Source organism: Thermostichus sp. MS-CIW-25, assembly GCF_054060015.1.
In genome coordinates this window covers 1-19,970 of sequence record NZ_JBSSCS010000010.1, presented here as the reverse complement: position 1 = coordinate 19,970, position 19,970 = coordinate 1, and the positions used below count along the sequence as shown (strand labels likewise).

The following is a 19,970-nucleotide window of genomic DNA, read 5'->3' as shown; positions in this document are numbered from 1 at the left end:
TAATCGATGGCCTCCTTACTTTTCTTTGGCAGGCGGGTTGGCCGGGGATCCCGTCTTTGCGGACATTTCGTGAACCCGATCTTGTGGCATGGTGCTAGGTAGCTTTCTGATCAGACTTGGACGGATCCCGCCATGATGCACACTTTTGTCCCGCCCCACCGCTTTTTCCCCTACCTGACCTGGACAGAGATCCAGGCCATGCCCGATAAAGAGAACGTGGTGATCATCCAGCCGGTTGCCTCGATTGAGCAACACGGGCCCCACCTGCCCCTGGTGGTGGATGCCTGCATCGGCACGGCGGTCATCGGGCGCGCCATGGAGAAGCTGGAGCCTGAGATCCCGGCCTATGTTTTGCCCACCCAATGCTACGGCAAAGCCAACGAGCACTGGCATTTCCCCGGCACCATTACCCTCTCGGCCCAAACCCTGATGGCGGTGCTGACGGAAGTGGCAGAGAGCATCTACCGAGCTGGGTTTCGCAAGCTGGTATTCCTCAACTCCCACGGCGGCCAGCCACAGGTGCTGGAGATTGTCGCCCGCGATCTTCACCAGAAGTATGAAGATTTCATGCTGTTCCCGGTGTCCGTCTGGCGGGTTCCCCACGAAGGGCGAGAGCTGTTTACCGAGAAAGAGCGGGAATTGGGTATTCACGCCGGCGATGGGGAGACCAGTATGCTGATGCACCTTTTGCCGGATACGGTGCGAACCGACCGATTGGTCTGCGAATATCCCCACGATCTGCCGGAAAACAGCTTGCTCAGCATGGAAGGGCGGATCCCTTTCGCTTGGGCAACTCGCGACCTCACCCAGAGCGGAGTTTTGGGCGATGCCACTGCCGCCACGCCGGAGAAAGGCAAAGTTTTGGTGGAGTCCATGTCCGATGGCTGGGTGCGGCTGATCCGAGATCTGCACAGGTTCCAGCAGCCCAAGGCTTGGCGCAAAGCCCCGCTGCCGGTCTAGGGATTCAGGCAAAGGTCTGTGGTTCATTGCCCTATAGACCTACGGCCTGCTTTGTGAAAGGCTTTCGCCAAAACTGGCTGGCCATTGAAACCATTAGGATTGAAGAGAAGAGATGAACTCCCCCATCTCATTTTTGCTAAGGGGTGATAGAGCTACGCTTCGCCAGTGCGACCAATGACCCTTTCCTTAAAACCGGCCACCCAACCCATCCTTGAGCGCCACAGCGCCACCTGGCAAGACTACGTGGCCATCCGCGACCATCCCGCTGTGGATTGGCAGAAACTTTCCTTTTATCAGGGCTGGTTGTGGGTCAACATGGGCAAAGAAGGGCCAGAGCATGCCTCCGTCAGCGATTTCATCACCATCGTCTTTGGTTTTTGGGCCTTTCTCCACCCCGATGTCCCCTTGCAGTCTTGTGGTCGCTGTCTGATCGAACGCCCCGAGACCCATGCCTGCGCCCCCGATCTGGTGCTCTACAAAGGCGATAACATCCCCAAGTACCAGCCCGGTGAACCGCGGCGGATTGATCTGCGCTACCAACGGGCGCCTGACTTGGTGGGCGAAATTGCCGATACTACCCTCAGCATTGATCTGGATGAGCAAAAGCAACTTTACGCCAGCTTGGGTATTCCCGAGTATTGGGTGATAGATGTCAAAGGGCGCCGCGTCTTTGCCTTTGGGCTAGCTGAGGGGGGCCAGTATCGGGCCATTGCCCAGTCACAGGTGCTCTCAGGTCTGAAGATAGACCTTCTCGAGCAAGCCCTGGAGCGGCTGGCCGAGGAGACCAACACCGCTGCTGCCAACTGGCTCCTCCAACAGTTGCAAAGCCGGGCTTAAGAACCAAGATTGATATGACTGTCATCTCCCTAAAAACCTCAACCCCCCCTATCCTCGAGCGCCACAGCGCCACCTGGCAGGACTACGTGGCTATCCGCGACCATCCCGCTGTGGATTGGCAGAAACTTTCCTTTTATCAGGGCTGGTTGTGGGTCAACATGGGCAAAGAAGGGCCAGAGCATGCCTCCGTCAGCGATTTCATGACGGCAATTTTTTTCGCATGGGCCTTTCTCCACCCCGATGTCCCCTTGCAGTCTTATGGTCGCTGTCTGATCGAACGCCCCGAGACCCATGCTTGTGCCCCCGATCTGGTGCTCTACAAAGGCGATAACATCCCCAAGTACCAGCCCGGTGAACCGCGGCGGATTGATCTGCGCTACCAACGAGCGCCTGACTTGGTGGGCGAAATTGCCGATACTACCCTCAGCATTGACCTGGATGAGCAAAAGCAACTTTACGCCAGCTTGGGTATTCCCGAGTATTGGGTGATAGACGTCAAAGGGCGCCGCGTCTTTGCCTTTGGGCTAGCTGAGGGGGGGCGTTATAGGGCAATCTCCCAGTCACAGGTGCTGACAGGCTTAGAAATAGCTCTTCTTGAACAAGCCCTGGAACGACTTGCCACCCAAACCAATACTGCTGCTGCTAGCTGGTTCATCCAACAGCTACAGGACCATGTTTAACAAAACGCGCGGAATTCCCCACCCTCTGTAGGGTGGGGATGGATAGCGCCACTGGATTTGTGGAGCACTCAGAACTAGGACAGGTGGGGGTAGGATAACGCATATGGCAACCAGAAGGCAGACCTTATCGACTGTATCCCAGCAAAGCTCAGGAAAAAGCTTTGTTCGAGGCTCGTCGCCTGCACTGCTACCTCTACAACGCCTGTGTCAGCCATCGGGAAACCGAGTACAAGCTCCACCGCCGGACGGTGACCTACCTGGAACAGCAGAACCTACTCCCCGAATTCAAGCAGGTGTGGGTGGAGTTTGCCCAACTGAACTCCCAAACTTTGCAAGCTACCGTCAAGCGGGTGGATTATGCTTACCAACGGTTCTTTCAAGGACTGAGTAGGAAGCCGAGGTTCAAGTCCATTCGCCGGTATTCAGGCTGGACGTATCCTGCCCGGTCGGGGTGGAAGGTCAACAGCACGGGGAAGCATGGCACGGTCACACTCAATGACTTGGGCATGACCCTGAAAATGCGTGGTCAAGCTAAGCATTGGGGCGTGCCCACTACGCTGACCCTTGTTTACAAGCCGTCCCGGCGGCAGTGGTTTGCCTCGTTCACGGTCGAGGTGGCGATACCTGAACCTAAGTTTGGGTCGCAGTCGGATTTGCAGTACGAATCTATAGTTGCCTATGACCTGGGTACGGAGACCGCCCTGACCCTGTTTGACGGGGCGGAGTTTCGGGAGATTGCCAATCCCCGTTTTACTCAGAACCTCGAGGCGAGAATTCGCAAGGTCGCCAGACTGAAGCGGAGAAAGCGCGCTCCGCAGAAGGGTGTCAAGGCTTCCAGAAGGTGGAAGAAAATCCACCGGCGGGAAGCGCAACTCAAAGCCAAAGTTGCCCGTCAGCGCAAAGACTGGCAACACAAAGTTACGTCAGAGATAGCTTGTCGTTATGGCGAAGCGCTCCGCGCCGCCGTAGGCGAACGGCGTAACGGAGAAGTTGCATGTCAAAGGGATGACCCGCAAGGGTGGGAAGCGCAAGGCAGGGCTAAACAAGTCCATTCTGTCGGTGGGGTTTGGTACATTGAACCAGATGATTACCTACAAAATCGAGCAGAAAGGGGGTTTAGTTCTCATGCTTCCCACTCAGACCCTCAAACCGAGCCAGCGCTGTCCCCAATGTGGGGCAGTCCACAAGGAGTGGGCGGACTTGAGCAACCGCTATCATGTCTGCTCTGGTTGTGGGTTTGAGGTACCGAGGGATCGGGGCTCGGTGATGGTGATGTACAACGTTGCCACTAATCGGCAACCGGGGTTGGGAACCAGCCTCGTGAGTCTTGGATGCTTCAGCTCTACTTCAAAGTCCTGTGGGGCTATGAAGCACCTGGGGCAGAGGAAGAGACTAAAACCCTGCCGTCAAGTGGATGGGGCATCAGAAACCCCATCCGCCTATGCGGTGGGGTAGTTCATAGCTGCCACTGATGAAGATTCCAGGATAAGTCGAAGCATTAGGCCCGAGATCAACCCTGACTTCAAAGGGGATCCCTGTCGCTTCACTCTATACGTGCGAGGCTAACGCAGCCATTCTCTAACAGTTTATGGCCATTTCGATTCAAACTGAGATACTGCACCCACACCTAAAACATTGGTCACGTCGTCGCGTCAGCGTTGCGGAGCAATAGCGTTGTGGAGCAATAATGCACGGGGCCAGAAGGCTTTTCAAGGACTGCGTCCCGCTGGCGCGATCGATAGCCCAGGCATCTCACTCTAACCTGCAACGACTACAACTCCGAACAAAAAACTGCCAGCTTTTAGCCATGCCCTAGAAGCAGATCTTATTCAGCTTCTACTGGCTTTCTACTAGCTTCACGGAGCGGGGGCGAGTTTGATAACAAGGTGACGGTTTTTGTCCACCGCAATCCAGCCCTGCTGGCGAAAACGGTTCAGGAGACGGGTAATGGTGACCCGGGTGGTGCCGATGGCATTGGCCAAGTCCTGGTGGGTAAGGCGCACCTGAATGCGAACCCCTGTCGCAACTGGGGATCCCAGCTCCCCAGCCAAAAGGGAGAGCAACTGGCGCAGCCGATCCTCCACCCGCCGCCGTCCGGCCAAGGCGAGCAATGCTTCGGTTTGGCGCAGCCGACGCACCACCTGCTTGAGCAGCCCTTGACTCAGGATCTCTGAGGCTTCCACTTCTGCTGCCGGCAGCCGCAGCACATCAACTGTCGTCAAAGCCGTGGCTTGGTAGGGATCCAACATCGTCAGCGGGGATCCCAGGGGCATGGAAGGGCCGGCAAACCCCAACAGCGCCTCACCACCGTTGGGATAGAGGGTGGTCAACTGCACCACCCCCCGACAGACGATCACCCATTCATCAGGAAACAAAGGGATAACCTGGCCGGGAGTGTAGGGGGATAAACTGCGGCTGCGGTAGAGGTCTTCCAGCAGTTGGCGCTCCCGTGTGGACAGGCCGGCAGCAAAATGGCTAGGCATCGCTTCAGGCATAGGCTGGCTCCGCTAGGAAAACTGGGCGCACCAGTCGTTGGGCTCCCCCTTGCAAACCAACAGCAATGGGCTGGCCGTCAATGCTGAGGTTGGGGCATGAGATAAGTGTTCCCGACAACACCTTAGCGCTTGCCTCCCAGTCTGAAGTAAAGGCAAGGTTATGTCCAGGTTAAGTGTGGCTGCCCCGAGAGAATAAAGACAAAAGGGGAACCAGGCAAAGCTGCAGGGATCCTAATCCGCTAGGATCGAAACCAGGGTGCTCCGCACCGTCGACGCGAAAGTGCTCAAGCTTTCAGGAGATCTGTCGTGACGCTGATGGTTCGTGTGATTACCCCCGACCGCACGGTTTGGGATGCCCCCAGCGAGGAAGTGATCCTCCCTGCCACTTCGGGCCAATTGGGCATTCTCACCGGGCACGCCCCCCTCTTAACTGCTATCGGCAATGGCGTTATGCGGGTCAAAGCCGATGGAAAGTGGTCGGCCATTGCGGTCATGGGCGGATTTGCAGAAGTCGAAAACAACGAGGTAACCGTCCTGGTTAACCGAGCCGAGCGGGGCGAAACAGTGGATAAGGCGGCGGCTCAGGCCCTCTTGGATGAAGCCAGCAAAGTTTTGAATACCAGCAGCGACAAGCAAGAGCGCTTGCAGGCCAAGTTGGATCAACAGCGGGCCAGGGCCTTGATCCAAGCTGCCGAGATGGGCAGTAAGACCTGAGGGATCTCTTGAAGCTGACTCTGTCCCGATGCAGGATCTCCAGATATAGCCCAAGCTGCAGGGAAGAGGGGGAGGTGAGGCGCAGCCAGATGGCCATTCTCCATCTTCCGAGATTGGCTTTGTTAGGCTGGAGGAATCCACAAAAGATCCAGTTGAAGGCATGTTGAATCCTGCTGCTGTCCAGGACTTGTCTGCCAGCCTGAAGATCGGCCAGGTGGCATTGGCAGCTGGCTTGTCCGTACGCACGGTGCGCTACTACGAGTCGATTGGCCTGCTGAAGCCAACGGTGGAACGGGCGGAGTCCAGCTATCGGCTGTTCGACCCTTCGGTTTTGGTTCGTCTGGCCTTTGTCCGCCGCTGCCAGAGCCTGGGCCTGAGCTTGGAGGAAATTCGCCACATCCTGGACATCCACGACCGAGGGGAGCAGCCTTGCCCAGAAATTCGCCAGCACCTGCAAGACAAGCTGCAAGAGATCGAACGGCGAATTGCCGATCTGCAAGCGCTGAAAAGCCAAATTCAAGGTCTCCTCTCCGATTGGCAGATCCCCCCTGCGGCTGCTGATGAAAAAGAGGTGATCTGCCCGATTTTGCAAAAACCAGAGGCCAGGGGCGGCAAGGGCAACAGCCGTTACTCCACCGTTACCGACTTAGCCAAGTTGCGCGGCTGATCCACATCGGCTCCGCGGCGCAAAGCCATGGCGTAGGCGAACAACTGCAGGGGGATCACGTTCAGAACCGCCGACAACAGGGGTGTCGTGCTGGGCACCTCGATGATGTGGTCGGCTTTCTCCCGCACCTGGGTGTCTTCGGGGTTGATGAGGGCGATCACCCGTCCCCCCCGCGCCCGCACCTGTTCGATGTTGGAGAGCATTTTTTCGTAGACGGGATCCCGGGTGGCAATGCACACCACCGGCACCCGCTCGTCGATGAGGGCGATAGGGCCATGCTTCATCTCCCCTGCCGGGTAGCCTTCGGCGTGGATATAGCTCACCTCTTTCATCTTCAAAGCTCCTTCCAGGGCAATCGGGGCGTTAACCCAGCGGCCCAGATAGAGCATGTTGGCAACATGATGGTACTGCTCCGCCAGTTGGTCGTAGAGGGCGGCGTCCTTCAGCAGCAGGCTGATCTTGCCCGGCAGCTCAATCAAGGCTTGCAGGTGGGTTTGGATCTGGGCCGGGCTGAGGATCCCTTTGGCCTGGGCCAGTTGCAAGGCCAGCAAGTACCCTGCCACCAACATGCCGGTAAACACTTTGGTGGAAGCCACGGCAATCTCCGGCCCGGCATGGATGTAGAGGACTCCAGCATCCGCCAGGCGGCTGGCCTGGGATCCGATGGTGTTGACAATCGCCAGAGTCGGGATCCCTTGGCTGCGGGCCTCGCTCATGGCTGCCAGCGTATCGACGGTTTCTCCCGACTGGGTTAGAGCCAGCAACAGGTGGTTGGGGCGCAACACCGGCTGGCGGTAGCGAAACTCAGAGGCATAGTCCACCTCCACGGGGGTACGGGCCAAGCTCTCGATGAAGTACTTGAGCACCCAGCAGGCGTGCCAGGCAGTACCACAGGCTACGGCGTGGATGTGCTCAATGTGGGCCAGTTGTGCTTCAGAAAGCGTTAGCCCCTCCAGTGTCACCCGGCCCTGTTCCAGATCCACCCGCCCCCGCAGCGTATCGGTGGTGGTGCGGGGCTGCTCAAAGATCTCCTTTTGCATGAAGTGCTTGTAGCCTCCCTTGGCGGCTGAGACGGGATCCCAGGCCACGGTGATGCTGGATTTGCGCAGCTCCTCGCCGGTAATGCGCAGGTAGCGCACTTGAGACTCCGTGAGAACCGCCATTTCCCCATCTTCTAAGAACACCACCTTGCGGGTATGGCGGACAATGGCAGGCAGATCGGAGGCCACGAAGTTTTCTCCTTCTCCCTCTCCCACCACCACGGCTCCGGCATTGCCCAAACGGGCTGCGATCAGCCGATCCGGCGCCTCCCGATCCAGAGCCACCACGGCGTTTCCCCCCCGCAGTTGCCCCATGACCTGGCCAAAGGCCGCCTCAAAGGAGCCCAGCTCTTCTGTATAGAGGCCGAGCAGTTGGGCGATCACTTCCGTATCGGTTTGGGAGCGGAATGGGATCCCCCGCTCCAAGAGGCGCTCCTTCAGCTCCAGGTAGTTTTCCACAATGCCGTTTTGGATCACCACAATGCGCCCGCGCTCGTCGCACTGGGGGTGGGCATTTTCTTCGGTCACGCCGCCGTGGGTGGCCCAGCGGGTATGTCCGATCCCTACCTTGGCGGTGGGCATGTTGGCGGTGAGCTTCACCAGCAGGTTGTGCAGCTTGCCGGTGGCGCGGACAACTCTCAATCCTTCTTCGGGATCCACTGTGGCGATGCCGGCAGAATCATAGCCCCGATACTCCAAGGTGCGCAGGCCCTCCAACAGGATGGGGGCAGCCCACTGAAAACCCACGTAGCCGACAATGCCACACATTCCTCACACCTCAACCTCAGTCGCGCCAGCGTTGCGTAGCAATACAGGCAACACCTTATCCGCAAAGCCTACCCCAGGTTGGGGATCCCTTCAACGGCTTTGGCCGCCGTTGTTACCTCAGCGGGTCATCTCAGGGATCCCAGACTCCCGCTAGAGAGAGGGGAAAGGCAGCCAACTTATGGGGAAGTCTGCGGCTGCCATCCTTGGGATCCAGGGGCAACTCCCTGGGCAAAAGAGACGGGCGCAAAACGAAAGTGATACCCTTCGGCCACCGCGGGCTGGATCCCATCTTCCCCAGGGACGCTGGAGACCAAGTTGCTCAGCCCCAATACCAACTCTCGAATGCCGCGGCGAAACTGGGGATCCCCGGTCAGCTCGTCGATGTCGGCGGTGATCTTTTGCATGTTTTGAAAGGTGATGCGCGCCGAATCGAGGGTTTGGCGCAGAGTAGCTAAAGTGCCCGGATCGTTGAGGCTGGCGGCAATCTGCTGCAGATCTTCGGTAGCTTGGGCCACGTTCTCCGCAGCCGCTCGCACCTCGGCCAGGATCTGGCGCACATCGGCCTGGAGTTGTGGATCGGTAACCAGCGGGCGCACCGCGCTCGACATGGCCTGTAGATCGGCGCTCACCTGCTGAATGTTCTCCAGGGTGGCGTTAAGGGAAGTGCGGTTTTGATCCACCAGGGCGGTGAATTGATCGGCAGCCGCTTGAAAACTGCGGGCAGTTCCCCTCACAGCCCTAGCCGCGTCTTGGATGGCCGTGGCAGCCGTGGTGAATTGCAACAAGTCCAGATCTTCGGTGCGCAGGGCAGCTACTCGCTCTTCCACGGTTTCTGAGAGATCGGCCACGCTATTGGCAACGCGGGTGAGCCCTTCTAGGGTGGCGTTAAGGGTGTCGAAGAGCTCATCGTCGTTGACCCGTGTGAGCAATCGATCCAGCCTAATCAATAGCTGGCCAAAATCCACTCCAGGGGTTCCCTCCACCACATCTCCATTGCAAACCATTTGGCTGCTGTCGCAGTCTGGCGCCAGGGGGGATCCTGTCAACTGGACGTTCAGTCGGGGCAGGATATCCATCACCGTTTCCCCCACCAACCCCGTCTGTTTGGTTACAAACAGGGCGTTGCGGGGAATAGCCAAAGGCTGGTCAATGGCCACCTGCACCTCCACTTGATTGGGTTGAGGTGTGATACGCTCCACCCGACCTACGGTTACCCCCCGCAGCCGCACGCTGGATCCCTCTGTCAGGCCGACCACGTTGGTATAGGTGACGGTAAATTGAAAGCCGCGACTGCCAAAGCGCAGGTTGTAGATCCACAAAAACAGGCCGGCAAAGCCCAGCGCCCCCGCCAGGATCAACAGGCCCACTGCCCCTTCTCGTACTGCTCGCGAACGCATCACCTCACACCTGCCCCGCCACTTGAATCGGCCCTTCTACGCTACCGCTGAAAAACTGCCGCACAAAGGGGTTATCGCACGTTTCGATCTGCTGCACGGATCCCTCCCACTGCACCCGCCCCTGAGCCAACAGGACAATGCGGTCGGTGGCGCGGTAAATGGTGCTGTGCTGGTGGGTCACCACAATGTAGCTCTCACAGGCTTTTTTCACCTGCTGCAGCTCCCGGATGAGATCTTCAATTACCGTGGAGGCAATGGGATCCAAGCCCGCTGTGGGCTCGTCGTACAGCAGCAATTGGGGCTCATCCTGGGGCAGAGAAGGATCCTCCATAATGGCGCGGGCGAAGCTGGCCCGTTTGCGCATCCCCCCCGAGAGTTCTTCTGGCAGGTTGTGCTCTTTGCCCGCCAGTCCCACCGCCTCCAGCTTGGCGGCCACCAATTCCCGAATGCGGGAGCGGGGCAACTGCGAGTGCTCGTAGAGCAAAAACCCTACGTTTTCTTCCACCGTCAGGGAGTCGAAGAGGGCGGCCTGCTGAAACACCATCCCTACCCGCAAAGGGGGAGTTGCGTGTTGGGCTTGGATCTCCGGGAGTGGGATCCCGCACCAGAGCACTTCTCCGGCGTCTGGCTCCGTTAGGCCGGCAATGATGCGTAGCAACGTCGACTTCCCGGTGCCCGAAGGCCCCACCAGACCCAGGGCCTCACCCCGGTACACCTTCAGATCCACGTGGTCAAGCACCACCGTCGAGCCAAAGCGCTTGGAAACTTGGCGCAACTCCACCAAGGGAGTAACACCCTGCACTGCTGGTGTGCTCAGAACCCCCGCCGTAGCCAAAGGTTGGAGCCTATTTTCGGACACCTGCTGCTCCTTTGGGCTATCCATGCTGCTTCTGAAGCACTTGACCAACGATTTCAAGCAAAACTGCGGGGTCAAGATGCTTCCCTCCTCAGGTCAGCTTCACTGCTAGTTTAGGAGTCGGTGGGGGCCAAGGCAATGAAGCAGCCAACAGCCCTATCAAGGCAGATCAGGGATCCCTGGCGATAGGCCCAAGCCGTACCTCTCCTCTCCATTCTCTCTGCTCTGGGGCTCAGGGGCGAGGTCTTCCTCAAGGGCAGTCACCCAACCGGAGGGGACGATTTCCATCTCGTCTGTAACCCCTGCTCTTTTCTCTTCCCTCTTCTCTCCGTCAGCCAGCTCCGGCTGTTCATCCTGCTCCGAATTGAGTTTCACGCGCCGCGAGAAACCCCAGACAAATAGGGGGATCACAGCCACCACCATCCCCCACTCCGGGATCTCGATTTGGGGGAAAAACACCTCCAACAACATGGTGCTCCCCACCAGGGCAATGATGGCAAAAGCGGCATCTTCCAGGTGAGAGAACTCGTCCAACCAACGCAAAAACAGAGAAGCCATGTAGCGCATCAGGGTAATGCCGAGAATGCCGCCGAGGATGATTACCCAAGCCTTGCGGGAGACACCCACCGAAGCAGCGATACTGTCGAAAGAAAAGACCAGATCCGTCAGTTCCACCATCACCAGGGTCTGCCAAAAATTGGCGTGGCGGGTGATGTCCTGTTCTGGGCCTTCTTCCCCGCCCCGAAAATGCTGCCAGGCCAGCCAGAGCAGATAACAGGCCCCGAAAAACTGAGCGGGTGGATACTCCACCAACCAAACTGCCGCGAAGACAATGGCAATGCGAAAGCTGTAAGCGCCGATGATGCCCCAGCGCAAGGCCCGATTCTGCTGCTGGGGGGTGGGCAGATGCTTCACCAGAGCTGCTAGGGCAACGGCGTTGTCCGCAGAGAGGGCGGCCTCCAAAAACACCAAAGCCACTACCAAGAAAATATCTGTCCAGGTGAAGGACTGAGTCATCCCTTGCGCCAGGATCAAGGTCGCTCCCATCGCATCTGTTGCATTTTTGACAAGTGTTGCATCAATTAGCATATTCGCGCGTTTTGTCCGCCCCAGTCAGTCCAACACAGCAGTTAACCAGCGTAGGAACCCTCCCCATCTTCGGATAAAGGTACCCCAGAAAAAGGCATGAACCCAGTTAGGTGACCAGAGGCAACACCCTCAAACTCCCGAAGGATGGGAAAGAGAAAGCCCAAGCCTAAACTATGGCCTGAGTATAGCCTGTTTGGCTCAGGATCTATTTACAATTCTTAACCTTCCGAAATCTGTCGATTCCCTGTTGGATCTCCAGTGGGGCCGCATGAACTCAATCGAGCTGCCAGCCGTTGTCCGCAACGCAGGATCTGGCCTGCCAGAATCGCCGCCCCAAAACCGTTATCAATGTTCAGCACTCCCACCCCCGCTGCGCAGGAGTTGAGCATAGTGAGCAGGGCAGCCAAGCCCTGGAAGCTGGCCCCGTAGCCAATGCTGGTGGGCACAGCGATCACCGGACAATCCGCCAGACCCGCCACCAAGCTGGCCAAGGCCCCCTCCATGCCCGCCACCACGATCAGCACGTCTGCTTGCAGGGCCGCCCGGTTGTGCAGCAGCCGATGGATCCCGGCCACCCCCACATCCCAGAGGCGCTTCACCTGAAATCCGGAAAGCTCCAGCGTGAGGGCGGCTTCTTCTGCCACCGGTAAGTCGGCAGTGCCGGCGGAGATCACGCTGACCTGCCCAGGATGGCTGACCACCTGCCGGGGCGGGATCCAACACAAGCGGGCCACCTGGGAATACTGGGCCTGGGGCAAGCGGCTGCGGATCTCGGCATACACCTGGGCTTCGATGCGGGTGGCCAAGGCCAGGGATCCCCGCTGGTGGAGTTGCTCCAGGATCTGGGCAATCTGATCTGGGGTCTTGCCCGGCCCCCACACGGCTTCGGGAAAGCCCGTGCGCAAGGGACGGTGGTGATCCACATGGGCGAAATCTCCCACCGGCTCGAAGGGCAGAAAGCGATAGGCTTGCAGGGCTTGCTCTGGGGTGAGCTCCCCTTGGGCCACCGCCCGAAACAGATCCTGCAGCGCTGTCGTGGAAGGGGGGGTCATGGAGGATGAGTTCAATCTGCAACACTCGGCTTGGATCTTGCCTGGATTTATTGGGCCAAAGACCCGCGCGGGAAAAACAACACCGGATGCCAACTTTGCCGCAAGATTTCGCCGGTGAGGCTGCGAACCGACCACTCCCAAAAGCTGCCCACATGGGGGGAGGCAGTGGCGATGGCCGTCATGTCTTCATCGGCGGCGGTGGCCAGGATCTCTTTGAGAGGGGATCCCACCCGCACCAGGGTGCGCAGCTGTACGGGCTTCACCTGCTCGCTCAGGGGTTCAAGCACCTGGGCCAGGTCAGCCTCGGCTTTGCGTTGGAGCACCTCCACCGGAGTTCCTTGGTTGCGGCGGGCGCTGGGATCCACCACGTAGAGCAGGGTAAGCGTCTGGCACTGGGAAGTACCGGGCAGCAGGTGGCCGAGATGGTTCAGCAACTGCTGACGCGGCTGCTCAAAGTCAAAGGGCACCAAGAGGCAGCGAAACAGGTGGCGGCTGCGCAAGCGCAATTCTTCCAGGGTAAAGGTAGCCAGCAGCTGGGGGCGCATCACCAGTAGGGGGATTTTCAGCTTCGGCAACAGCGCCATGGTGGTGCTGCCGAACAATTTTTCGGCGAGCAGATTGTGGGTGCCCATGCCTGTGATTAACAGATCGCAGCCGTAGGCTTGGATCCCTTTTAAGATCGCCTCTGCCGGCTTGCCCACCTGCACCAGAGCCTTGACTTCCAACCCCGCCGGGATCGGGTTCAGCAGCTTCTGCAACTGGGTCTGCTCTGCCTGGACTTCGGGGGTAATGTCGTCGGGAATGCCGATGTCGTCATCCTGCCAATCCAGACTGCGCACGAAGGTGACGCGCTCGATGCCATTGCTGTGCAGATCTTCTAGACACTTGCCAAAACGCTGCAGGCCATCTCGGCGGTCGGTGGCAATTAACACGTTTTTAAACATATCGTTTTGAGCATTAGGAGAGAGGGTAGCCGGCTCAAGAGCAACGCTTTGGCCCGCAGCGATCCTAAGCTAACACCTTGCGGGGTTGTTCCCAAGGCAGCAGCTCCGGATCCCTCTTCGGCATCGGTTGCTCAGCGGTTGGGATCTGCCAGGTTGCGAAACTGGGTGTACTGGCTTTCGAACAGCAGGCGCACAGTGCCGGTGGGGCCGTTGCGATGTTTGGCAATGATGACCTCGGCAATGCCGCGATCGCTGGTGTTGGGATCGTAGTACTCCGGGCGATAGATCATCATCACGAGATCGGCATCCTGCTCGATGCTGTTGTGAACCAGCAGACCGTTGGCCACGAAGTTGTGATGGCGGGGCATTTCGATGTCGTAAACCGGCTGAGGCTCCCCCGGCTCGCTGATGAACACCACCGGATCCCAGATCAGCCCCTCCTGCACTACCACCGCCACCTCTTCCTCCAATTGCAGCTCGTCGAGGGTTTTCCAGCCGTCTGGGGTCAAGAAGGGATGGTTGCCGGTGGCGCGAATGGAAAAGTTGAGGCGGGTCTTCAGAACACAGGTGGGCTGCCGACCACTGCAAAACACTTTCACAGGCTGTTGGGGCACCAAGCGCCCGCGCCCGTTCAAGCTGAGCAGGCGGGGCAGTTCCGCCGAAGCCGGCAGGGCCGCCAGTTGATCCAGCCGCCAGATCTTGCCGCGATCCGCATCCATCACCTGCGTATCCCCGGCCAGACAGCCCGATTCCCGCAGATCCGCCAGCTGTGGACGTTTGTCGGAGCGAGACTCAACAGCTCGACTGAGCTGAGAAAGCACCAGCACCGGCACCATCAGCTCTTTGGCCATGGCCTTGAGGCCACGGGTAATGCGCGACAGCTCCTGCACCCGGTTGTCGGCGGCGGATCCCTGCATCAGTTGTAGGTAGTCGATCAACACCATCCCCAACGTTCCCCCCTGTTCCGCCTGCAAACGCCGCGCTTTGGAGCGAATTTCGGTAACGGTACAGTCGGGGGTATCGTCGATGAACAGGGGCAATTGCGATAAAAAACCAATGGCTTGGCCCAGGCGCTGCCACTCGTGTTCGCTGATGCGCCCAGAACGCAGACGGCTGCTGTCGATGCGGGCTTCGCTGGCCAAAAGCCGCTGCACCAGTTGCTCCCTCGACATTTCCAGGCTAAAGATAGCGACCGGCTGCTTGGCATAGGCAGCCACATTTTGGGCAATGTTGAGGGCAAGACTGGTTTTCCCCATCGAGGGACGACCGGCCAGGATCAACAAATCGGATCGCTGCAAGCCCTGGGTCAAGTTATCCAGGTCGATGAATTTGGTCGGGATCCCAGGGAGCTGAGCCCCACTCTGGAACTTCTCTTCCAAATCCGAGAAGATATTGACCAAAACCTCAGAAGCCGGGATGAGGCTACGCTGCACTCGCTCTTGGGTGAGGCCAAACACCTGCTGCTCGGCTTGATCCATTACCTGAGACAGGGGCTGACTGGTATCGTAGGCCAAACGAGCCAAGGTATTGCTCACCTGGATCAACTGGCGGCGCATGTATTTATCCATCACCAGGCGAGCATACTGGTCGATGTTGACGCTGCTGACGGTTTGCTCTAGCAGGCGACGAATCGCCCCCGTTCCCCCCACCCGCTCCAGAAGGTGATGATCTGCCAACCAGGCAGACACAGTCATCAAGTCGGTGGGTTGGCCTTGGCTGTGCAGTTGGAGGGCAGCCCGGTAAATCTCTTGGTGGGCAGAGATGTAAAACATCTCCGGACGCAGAAACTCCGCGACCCGCATCAATGCATCCGGATCAAGGAGAATGCCCCCCAGGATCTCCTCCTCAGCTTCTATGTTCTGGGGAGGAAGCCGATCCCCACCCGTTAAGTCGTAATCGCTGATCACCACAAGCCAGGAGTAGGAAAATCAACCCAGACCCAGGGTAACCGGCCTCACAGCCAAACAGAGCTAGCCAGCCGGTAGACTGAGCATACCCGCCTGTCAGCCTAAGATAGAAGCCCTGCTTTATCTGGGATCCCTCACAGGAATTCAGGGAGCCTCAAAGGTAGCTTCTCATTCGGGAGTAACCTGAATGCGCAGCGTAGCAGTAACTTCGGGGTGTAACTTTACCTGCACGGGATAAACCCCGGTTTTTTTGATTTCCTCGTTGAGGAGAATGTTGCGGCGGTCGATATCTAGACCGCTGGTAGCCAGCACCACCTCAGCAATATCGCTGGTGGTCACCTGCCCAAATAGGAGGTCGTGTTCTCCCACTTTCTTACGGATGACGAAGCGACCAATGGTCTCCAGAGCGGTCTTGTAGTTTTCCGCCCGTTGTTTTTCTGCCAGTTTACGAGCCGCTTCCTGCTCCAGACGCATCTGCTGCTCTTTCAATATGCCAGGGGTAACCCGCACCGCCATCTGCCGTGGGAAGAGGTAGTTGCGAGCATAGCCGGGCTTGACGTTGACAATCTCTCCGGGCTTGCCCAGCCCTGGGATCGCCTGGCGCAGCACAACCTGCATGTTACGTTTCGACATCGGGGAAGGCACTTCATTTTCTCGACAGCCTTCCATTCTAGAGGCTCAGCAGGTTCATCGTCAGCCCAGAGTGCCATAGCCACCAGCCCGTCGGCATAGGGGATCCCTTCTCAGAGCTTATTCCCGATTGGCAGGTCTCTAGAGTCCTCTTCCAGCTCTGAACCTTGGCGGGAAGATGAAGAAGCCACCTTTCCAAACTCAAAAGGCGGAAGTTCTCTGTTTTGGGAGATACCCAATCCAGGATAGGGAGTGGCTGACACCAAAGGGGATCCCTTGAGGGGTTTGCAACATTTGGCGGATATCCCCAGAGATAACCTAGGCTTAGCCTCGTTTTAACCAAAAACAACTGGCCTTTACGTTATAGTAGCTGCGCGGACTGGCGAAGTCTTCAATGGAGCGTTCCCGAGGGAACCCTGCGTGCTCAAAGGGATCCCTGGGATGTTGCGATCGGTTGAAGGCTTGTTGAGGATCGCAGGCCTAGCTTGAGAGTTGCCTCTAAGCTTCCAGGCGGCATTGGTTCACCTGGTTCAACGAGTTTTGATTAGGCTGGGTGAAGTTCTGAAGTAGAGTAGCCTTTTTTAGAGCTGGACTGAGATTTTGTCTTCATCTGGGAGAGGAGATCTGTATGGTGACGTTGCACCCCTTGGAGCGTCGTTCTTTCCTGAAGTTTCTATCTGCCACTGTTGCCGGCTTTGCGGCCAGTCAGAGGAATTGGCAGCGGGTGTTTGCTCAGCAGACCATCACCATCAATGGCGCTGGGGCGACCTTCCCGGCCCCCATCTATCAAACTTGGGCCCAGGAATTTGGCAAGAAAAACCCTAACATCCAGGTCAACTATCAGTCTGTAGGAAGCGGTGCGGGTCGTCGGCAGTTTGTAGCCCGCACGGTCGATTTCGGTGCCACTGACAGCGTGCCCCGTCCTGAAGAGATCAACCAAATTGAGAATAACGCAAAGTCAGTGTTTACTACGGCTCTCATTTGGCGGTGAAGCAGGTTTCTCTGAAGATTCCCAAGAATTACATCACTGCTTTTATTGGCCCTTCCGGCTGCGGCAAGAGTACTTTGCTGCGCTGCTTTAACCGCATGAACGATCTGATCCCGGGGGCGAGAGTAGAGGGATCCGTAATTTTTCACGGGAAAAACATCTACGATCCCGATGTAGATCCTGCTGAAGTGCGGCGGCGAGTTGGCCTGGTGTTCCAAAAGCCCAACCCTTTCCCCAAATCAATCTACGACAACATTGCCTTTGGGCCACGGGTCAACGGCTACCAAGGAGACTTGGATGAGCTGGTAGAGCGCACATTGCGTCAGGCCGTCCTCTGGGATGAGGTGAAAGACAAGCTGAAGATGAGTGGGCTCTCCCTTTCGGGGGGACAGCAGCAGCGTCTTTGCATTGCCCGCACCTTGGCCATCCAGCCGGAGGTTATCCTGATGGATGAGCCTTGTGCCTCGTTGGATCCAATCTCCACGTTGCGCATTGAGGAGTTGCTCAAGGAACTGGGCCGTCGCTACACGATCATTATCGTTACCCACAACATGCAGCAGGCAGCGCGGGTCTCCGACTTTACCGCCTTCTTCAACACTGAAGTCGACGAAGAGGGGGTTCGCTACGGACGGATGGTGGAGTTTAACCGTACCGAGAAAATCTTCAACGCTCCCGCCCACCGGGAAACGGAAGAGTACGTGAGCGGACGGTTCGGCTAATCTGCTGTTGGCGATCCCTCAATTCTGGTCAGTTGGGATCCCGCTCGCCTATCCTGATGGGTTGGAAGACCTGTGGATGGTGGGACATTGGCAAAATGGCCAAGCGGGTGCGTCTGGATAGCTGGTTGGTGGAGCGCGGATATTTTTCCTCACGCCAGCAAGCGCAACGCTCCATTTTGGCAGGAGAAGTCTTTCTAAATGGGGTGCGGGCGGAAAAGCCTGGAACCTGGGTGAGCGGGGATCCAGCGGTGCAAGTCCAGTCTGGGCCTGCTTTTGTCTCACGGGGGGGAGAAAAGCTACAGGGGGCGCTGCAAACTTTTCCTGTTCAGGTGCAGGGTCGTATTTGTTTGGATGCGGGCATTTCCACAGGAGGTTTTACAGACTGCTTGTTGAAACGGGGAGCCCAGCGGGTCTACGGAGTGGATGTGGGCTATGGGCAACTGGCCTGGTCTTTGCGAACGGATGCGCGGGTGATCCTAAAGGAGCGGACCAACTTGCGCCATCTGCAGCCGGAGGATCTGTACGGAAGCGAGGCACCTCCCCAGAGCTGGCCGGATTTGGCGGTGGTAGACCTGTCTTTTATTTCCCTGACTAAGGTGCTAGCTCCGCTGTGGAACCTGTTGCGTTTCCCACGGGAGGCGCTGTTGCTGGTGAAGCCCCAGTTTGAGGCGGGCCGAGACCAGGTGGGTAAAAAGGGGGTGGTACGGGATCCGGTTGTCCATGCCCGCGTGCTGGAGACGGTGATGCGCTCGGCCGTGGCCCAGGGCTGGCAGGTGCAAGGCTACACGTGGTCGCCCATCACTGGCCCTGCCGGCAATATCGAGTATTGGCTCTGGCTGGCTGAAGGAGAAGGGATCCCTCTCCCCAGCGGCAGTGCGCTACAACAGATGAGCGAGCAGGCAAGAGCGACCCTACACGGGTAGCTTGTCGATTTTGTCAATAGGTTGATGTGCTGGGTTGGGGGAGATGAGCCAAAAAATTGAAGAATTGTTTCAGGAAGGGATTCGGCGCTATGAATCCGGGGAAGCAGCCAAGACGTTAATTCCCTCTTTTGAGTCAATCTGTAAGGGATCCCCAAAGGCGGCGGCGGCTTGGACGTGCTTGTCCTGGCTTTATCTTCTGGAAGGTCAGGCGGAAAAAGCTCTGAAGGCCGCTCAAACTGCTGTAAAGTTGGATCCGGTGGATGCTCAGCCCCGTGTGAATCTGACCCTGGCCATGCTGGAGCTGAAAAAAACGGGGGTACGTCAGCAGGTGGAGACCATCAAGCAAATCTTGGCACGGGATCCCGAGCAGATTGAGGGCGTCAAATCCAACCTGAAGGAGGGAGGGAACCGCCGTCCTGCTTGGCCCCACTTGAGCAAGATTTACAACTGGCTCTTTGAAGAAGATTAAGTGACCCTATTCCTTGTTTTGCAACAAGACTTTAGGAAAATCTAGAGCTTTTTATTTTAATCTACAACTCTTAGCGATGTTCTCATGGAGTTGGTGCTAAACTTCTTGTACCCAATAGCAATATGGGATCCATTTATCGATAGGGGTTAGCTCTCGTCGCTTCTCTTCCCCGGCCTCAGTTGATTGATGAGATTGAACTCCGGGCTGGCGCGAGATGCTTAGCTCGGTGGTGGCTGCACTTCATTATATTGCAGTGGTGTTGCACTGCCGCCGCTTCCATAGCCACTGAATCGAGTCCCGTTTTCCAACCTCACTTTTTTGACCCCTTTGACTGCAGATGGGAGGAACTTTAAGATGAACCGTCAGACCGTTTGGGTTAAGAGCGATACCCGAAACCACCAAGGCTATTTCATTCCCCAGTGTGAGTATACTTTGGTCGAGGCCGACCAAAACGGCTGGGCGCTGATCTGTGCGGACAATGCCCGCTGCTATTATGTGGATCCCGAACAACTCTGGTTTGAGGCGGGATGAGAACTGTTGCTGCCTATTCAGGGCTGCTTGACTTCGAGGGAGTTCTGTAGAAACGCGGGCTCCCCATCATACATTCTCCCCATGCCGTTGGGCAGGGTTTTTTCATGGGATGAGGATTGGCCCGTCATGCCTGTACACAGAACGGGCTTTAGGCTGGTACCTTGGGGCTTCTTCGACCGCAACCCGACAATCAATCTAGCGGAGCCGGCGTAAACTACCCGGCTCCGACCGCTAAGCGGTACGGAGCGGGCTTTCAGTAGCCCTGAGCCTGTTCTGCTCTACCAGAGAACAAAACAAGCCCGGA

Annotated in this window: 20 protein-coding genes and 2 pseudogenes; 13 read left to right on the top strand and 9 right to left on the bottom strand. The window is 57.6% G+C overall.

Annotated features, from left to right (window positions below; all coding sequences use genetic code 11):
- The first annotated feature begins 135 nt into the window (after positions 1-135).
- From ACVWZ1_RS05560 to ACVWZ1_RS05540, 5 genes are all read left to right on the top strand, one after another.
- On the top strand, positions 136-960 hold the full coding sequence (locus ACVWZ1_RS05560) for a creatininase family protein (RefSeq protein ID WP_414409532.1): 825 nt from the start codon (positions 136-138) through the stop codon (positions 958-960).
- 174 nt (positions 961-1,134) lie between these two features.
- Entirely contained in the window at positions 1,135-1,797 is a 663-nt protein-coding gene (locus ACVWZ1_RS05555) for a Uma2 family endonuclease (RefSeq protein WP_414355848.1), read from the top strand.
- Between the two features lie 14 nt (positions 1,798-1,811).
- Complete coding sequence (locus tag ACVWZ1_RS05550) at positions 1,812-2,477, top strand: Uma2 family endonuclease (RefSeq protein WP_457467012.1); 666 nt, start codon at positions 1,812-1,814, stop codon at positions 2,475-2,477.
- A 161-nt stretch (positions 2,478-2,638) separates the two neighbouring features.
- Positions 2,639-3,718: an RNA-guided endonuclease InsQ/TnpB family protein gene (locus tag ACVWZ1_RS05545; protein WP_457502788.1), complete on the top strand. Its 1,080-nt coding sequence runs from the start codon at positions 2,639-2,641 to the stop codon at positions 3,716-3,718.
- Positions 3,603-3,932, top strand: a complete 330-nt coding sequence (locus ACVWZ1_RS05540; RefSeq protein WP_457502787.1) for a zinc ribbon domain-containing protein — start codon at positions 3,603-3,605, stop codon at positions 3,930-3,932. Before ACVWZ1_RS05545 ends, ACVWZ1_RS05540 begins: the two co-directional genes overlap by 116 nt.
- A 401-nt stretch (positions 3,933-4,333) precedes the next feature.
- On the opposite strand, the gene ACVWZ1_RS05535 is transcribed toward ACVWZ1_RS05540, so the two are convergent.
- Entirely contained in the window at positions 4,334-4,972 is a 639-nt protein-coding gene (locus tag ACVWZ1_RS05535) for a Crp/Fnr family transcriptional regulator (protein ID WP_457502786.1), read from the bottom strand.
- 306 nt (positions 4,973-5,278) lie between these two features.
- Between ACVWZ1_RS05535 and atpC the strand changes: the two genes are divergently transcribed.
- Complete coding sequence (gene atpC / locus ACVWZ1_RS05530; RefSeq protein ID WP_414355851.1) at positions 5,279-5,686, top strand: ATP synthase F1 subunit epsilon; 408 nt, start codon at positions 5,279-5,281, stop codon at positions 5,684-5,686.
- 160 nt (positions 5,687-5,846) lie between these two features.
- Positions 5,847-6,353, top strand: a complete 507-nt coding sequence (locus ACVWZ1_RS05525; RefSeq protein WP_457502785.1) for a heavy metal-responsive transcriptional regulator — start codon at positions 5,847-5,849, stop codon at positions 6,351-6,353.
- On the opposite strand, the gene glmS is transcribed toward ACVWZ1_RS05525, so the two are convergent.
- The 8 genes from glmS to rplI all read right to left on the bottom strand — a co-directional run bounded on the left by glmS (position 6,314) and on the right by rplI (position 16,039).
- Positions 6,314-8,161 carry a glutamine--fructose-6-phosphate transaminase (isomerizing) gene (gene glmS / locus ACVWZ1_RS05520; RefSeq protein WP_457502783.1) on the bottom strand — a complete coding sequence of 616 codons (1,848 nt, stop codon included), beginning with the start codon at positions 8,159-8,161 and terminating at the stop codon, positions 6,314-6,316. The two genes, ACVWZ1_RS05525 and glmS, sit on opposite strands and share 40 nt — an antisense overlap.
- A 176-nt stretch (positions 8,162-8,337) precedes the next feature.
- Complete coding sequence (locus tag ACVWZ1_RS05515; protein WP_457502827.1) at positions 8,338-9,558, bottom strand: MlaD family protein; 1,221 nt, start codon at positions 9,556-9,558, stop codon at positions 8,338-8,340.
- A 4-nt stretch (positions 9,559-9,562) separates the two neighbouring features.
- Positions 9,563-10,441 (bottom strand): ABC transporter ATP-binding protein, encoded by an 879-nt coding sequence (locus tag ACVWZ1_RS05510; RefSeq protein WP_457467009.1) that lies wholly within the window; start codon positions 10,439-10,441, stop codon positions 9,563-9,565.
- Between the two features lie 132 nt (positions 10,442-10,573).
- The gene (locus ACVWZ1_RS05505) at positions 10,574-11,461 is read right to left on the bottom strand and encodes a TerC family protein (protein WP_457411245.1); all 888 of its coding nucleotides are present in this window, start codon (positions 11,459-11,461) and stop codon (positions 10,574-10,576) included.
- Positions 11,462-11,721: 260 nt separating this feature from the next.
- The gene (gene larB / locus ACVWZ1_RS05500) at positions 11,722-12,555 is read right to left on the bottom strand and encodes a nickel pincer cofactor biosynthesis protein LarB (protein WP_457502782.1); all 834 of its coding nucleotides are present in this window, start codon (positions 12,553-12,555) and stop codon (positions 11,722-11,724) included.
- 47 nt (positions 12,556-12,602) lie between these two features.
- A complete protein-coding gene (locus ACVWZ1_RS05495) occupies positions 12,603-13,499 on the bottom strand; it encodes a universal stress protein (protein WP_457502780.1) in 897 nt (298 codons plus the stop codon).
- A 131-nt stretch (positions 13,500-13,630) separates the two neighbouring features.
- A complete protein-coding gene (dnaB, locus tag ACVWZ1_RS05490) occupies positions 13,631-15,406 on the bottom strand; it encodes a replicative DNA helicase (protein ID WP_457502826.1) in 1,776 nt (591 codons plus the stop codon).
- Positions 15,407-15,574: 168 nt separating this feature from the next.
- Positions 15,575-16,039 (bottom strand): 50S ribosomal protein L9, encoded by a 465-nt coding sequence (gene rplI / locus ACVWZ1_RS05485; RefSeq protein WP_414329820.1) that lies wholly within the window; start codon positions 16,037-16,039, stop codon positions 15,575-15,577.
- Positions 16,040-16,664: 625 nt separating this feature from the next.
- On the opposite strand from rplI, the gene ACVWZ1_RS05480 reads away from it, so the two are divergent.
- From ACVWZ1_RS05480 to ACVWZ1_RS05455, 6 genes and pseudogenes are all read left to right on the top strand, one after another.
- Positions 16,665-17,027 (top strand): extracellular solute-binding protein, encoded by a 363-nt coding sequence (locus tag ACVWZ1_RS05480; protein WP_457502779.1) that lies wholly within the window; start codon positions 16,665-16,667, stop codon positions 17,025-17,027.
- Positions 16,994-17,743, top strand: a pseudogene (gene pstB, locus ACVWZ1_RS05475) (phosphate ABC transporter ATP-binding protein PstB); the annotation flags it as partial. The gene ACVWZ1_RS05480 and the pseudogene pstB, both read left to right, overlap by 34 nt.
- 95 nt (positions 17,744-17,838) lie before the next feature.
- Positions 17,839-18,666 carry a TlyA family RNA methyltransferase gene (locus ACVWZ1_RS05470; RefSeq protein ID WP_457502824.1) on the top strand — a complete coding sequence of 276 codons (828 nt, stop codon included), beginning with the start codon at positions 17,839-17,841 and terminating at the stop codon, positions 18,664-18,666.
- A gap of 43 nt (positions 18,667-18,709) precedes the next feature.
- Positions 18,710-19,135, top strand: coding sequence for a hypothetical protein (locus tag ACVWZ1_RS05465; RefSeq protein ID WP_414400555.1), 426 nt, complete (start codon positions 18,710-18,712; stop codon positions 19,133-19,135).
- A gap of 354 nt (positions 19,136-19,489) precedes the next feature.
- Positions 19,490-19,666: a hypothetical protein gene (locus tag ACVWZ1_RS05460; protein WP_414332524.1), complete on the top strand. Its 177-nt coding sequence runs from the start codon at positions 19,490-19,492 to the stop codon at positions 19,664-19,666.
- Positions 19,667-19,777: 111 nt separating this feature from the next.
- Positions 19,778-19,879, top strand: a pseudogene (locus ACVWZ1_RS05455) (copper amine oxidase); the annotation flags it as partial.
- Positions 19,880-19,970: the final 91 nt, after the last annotated feature.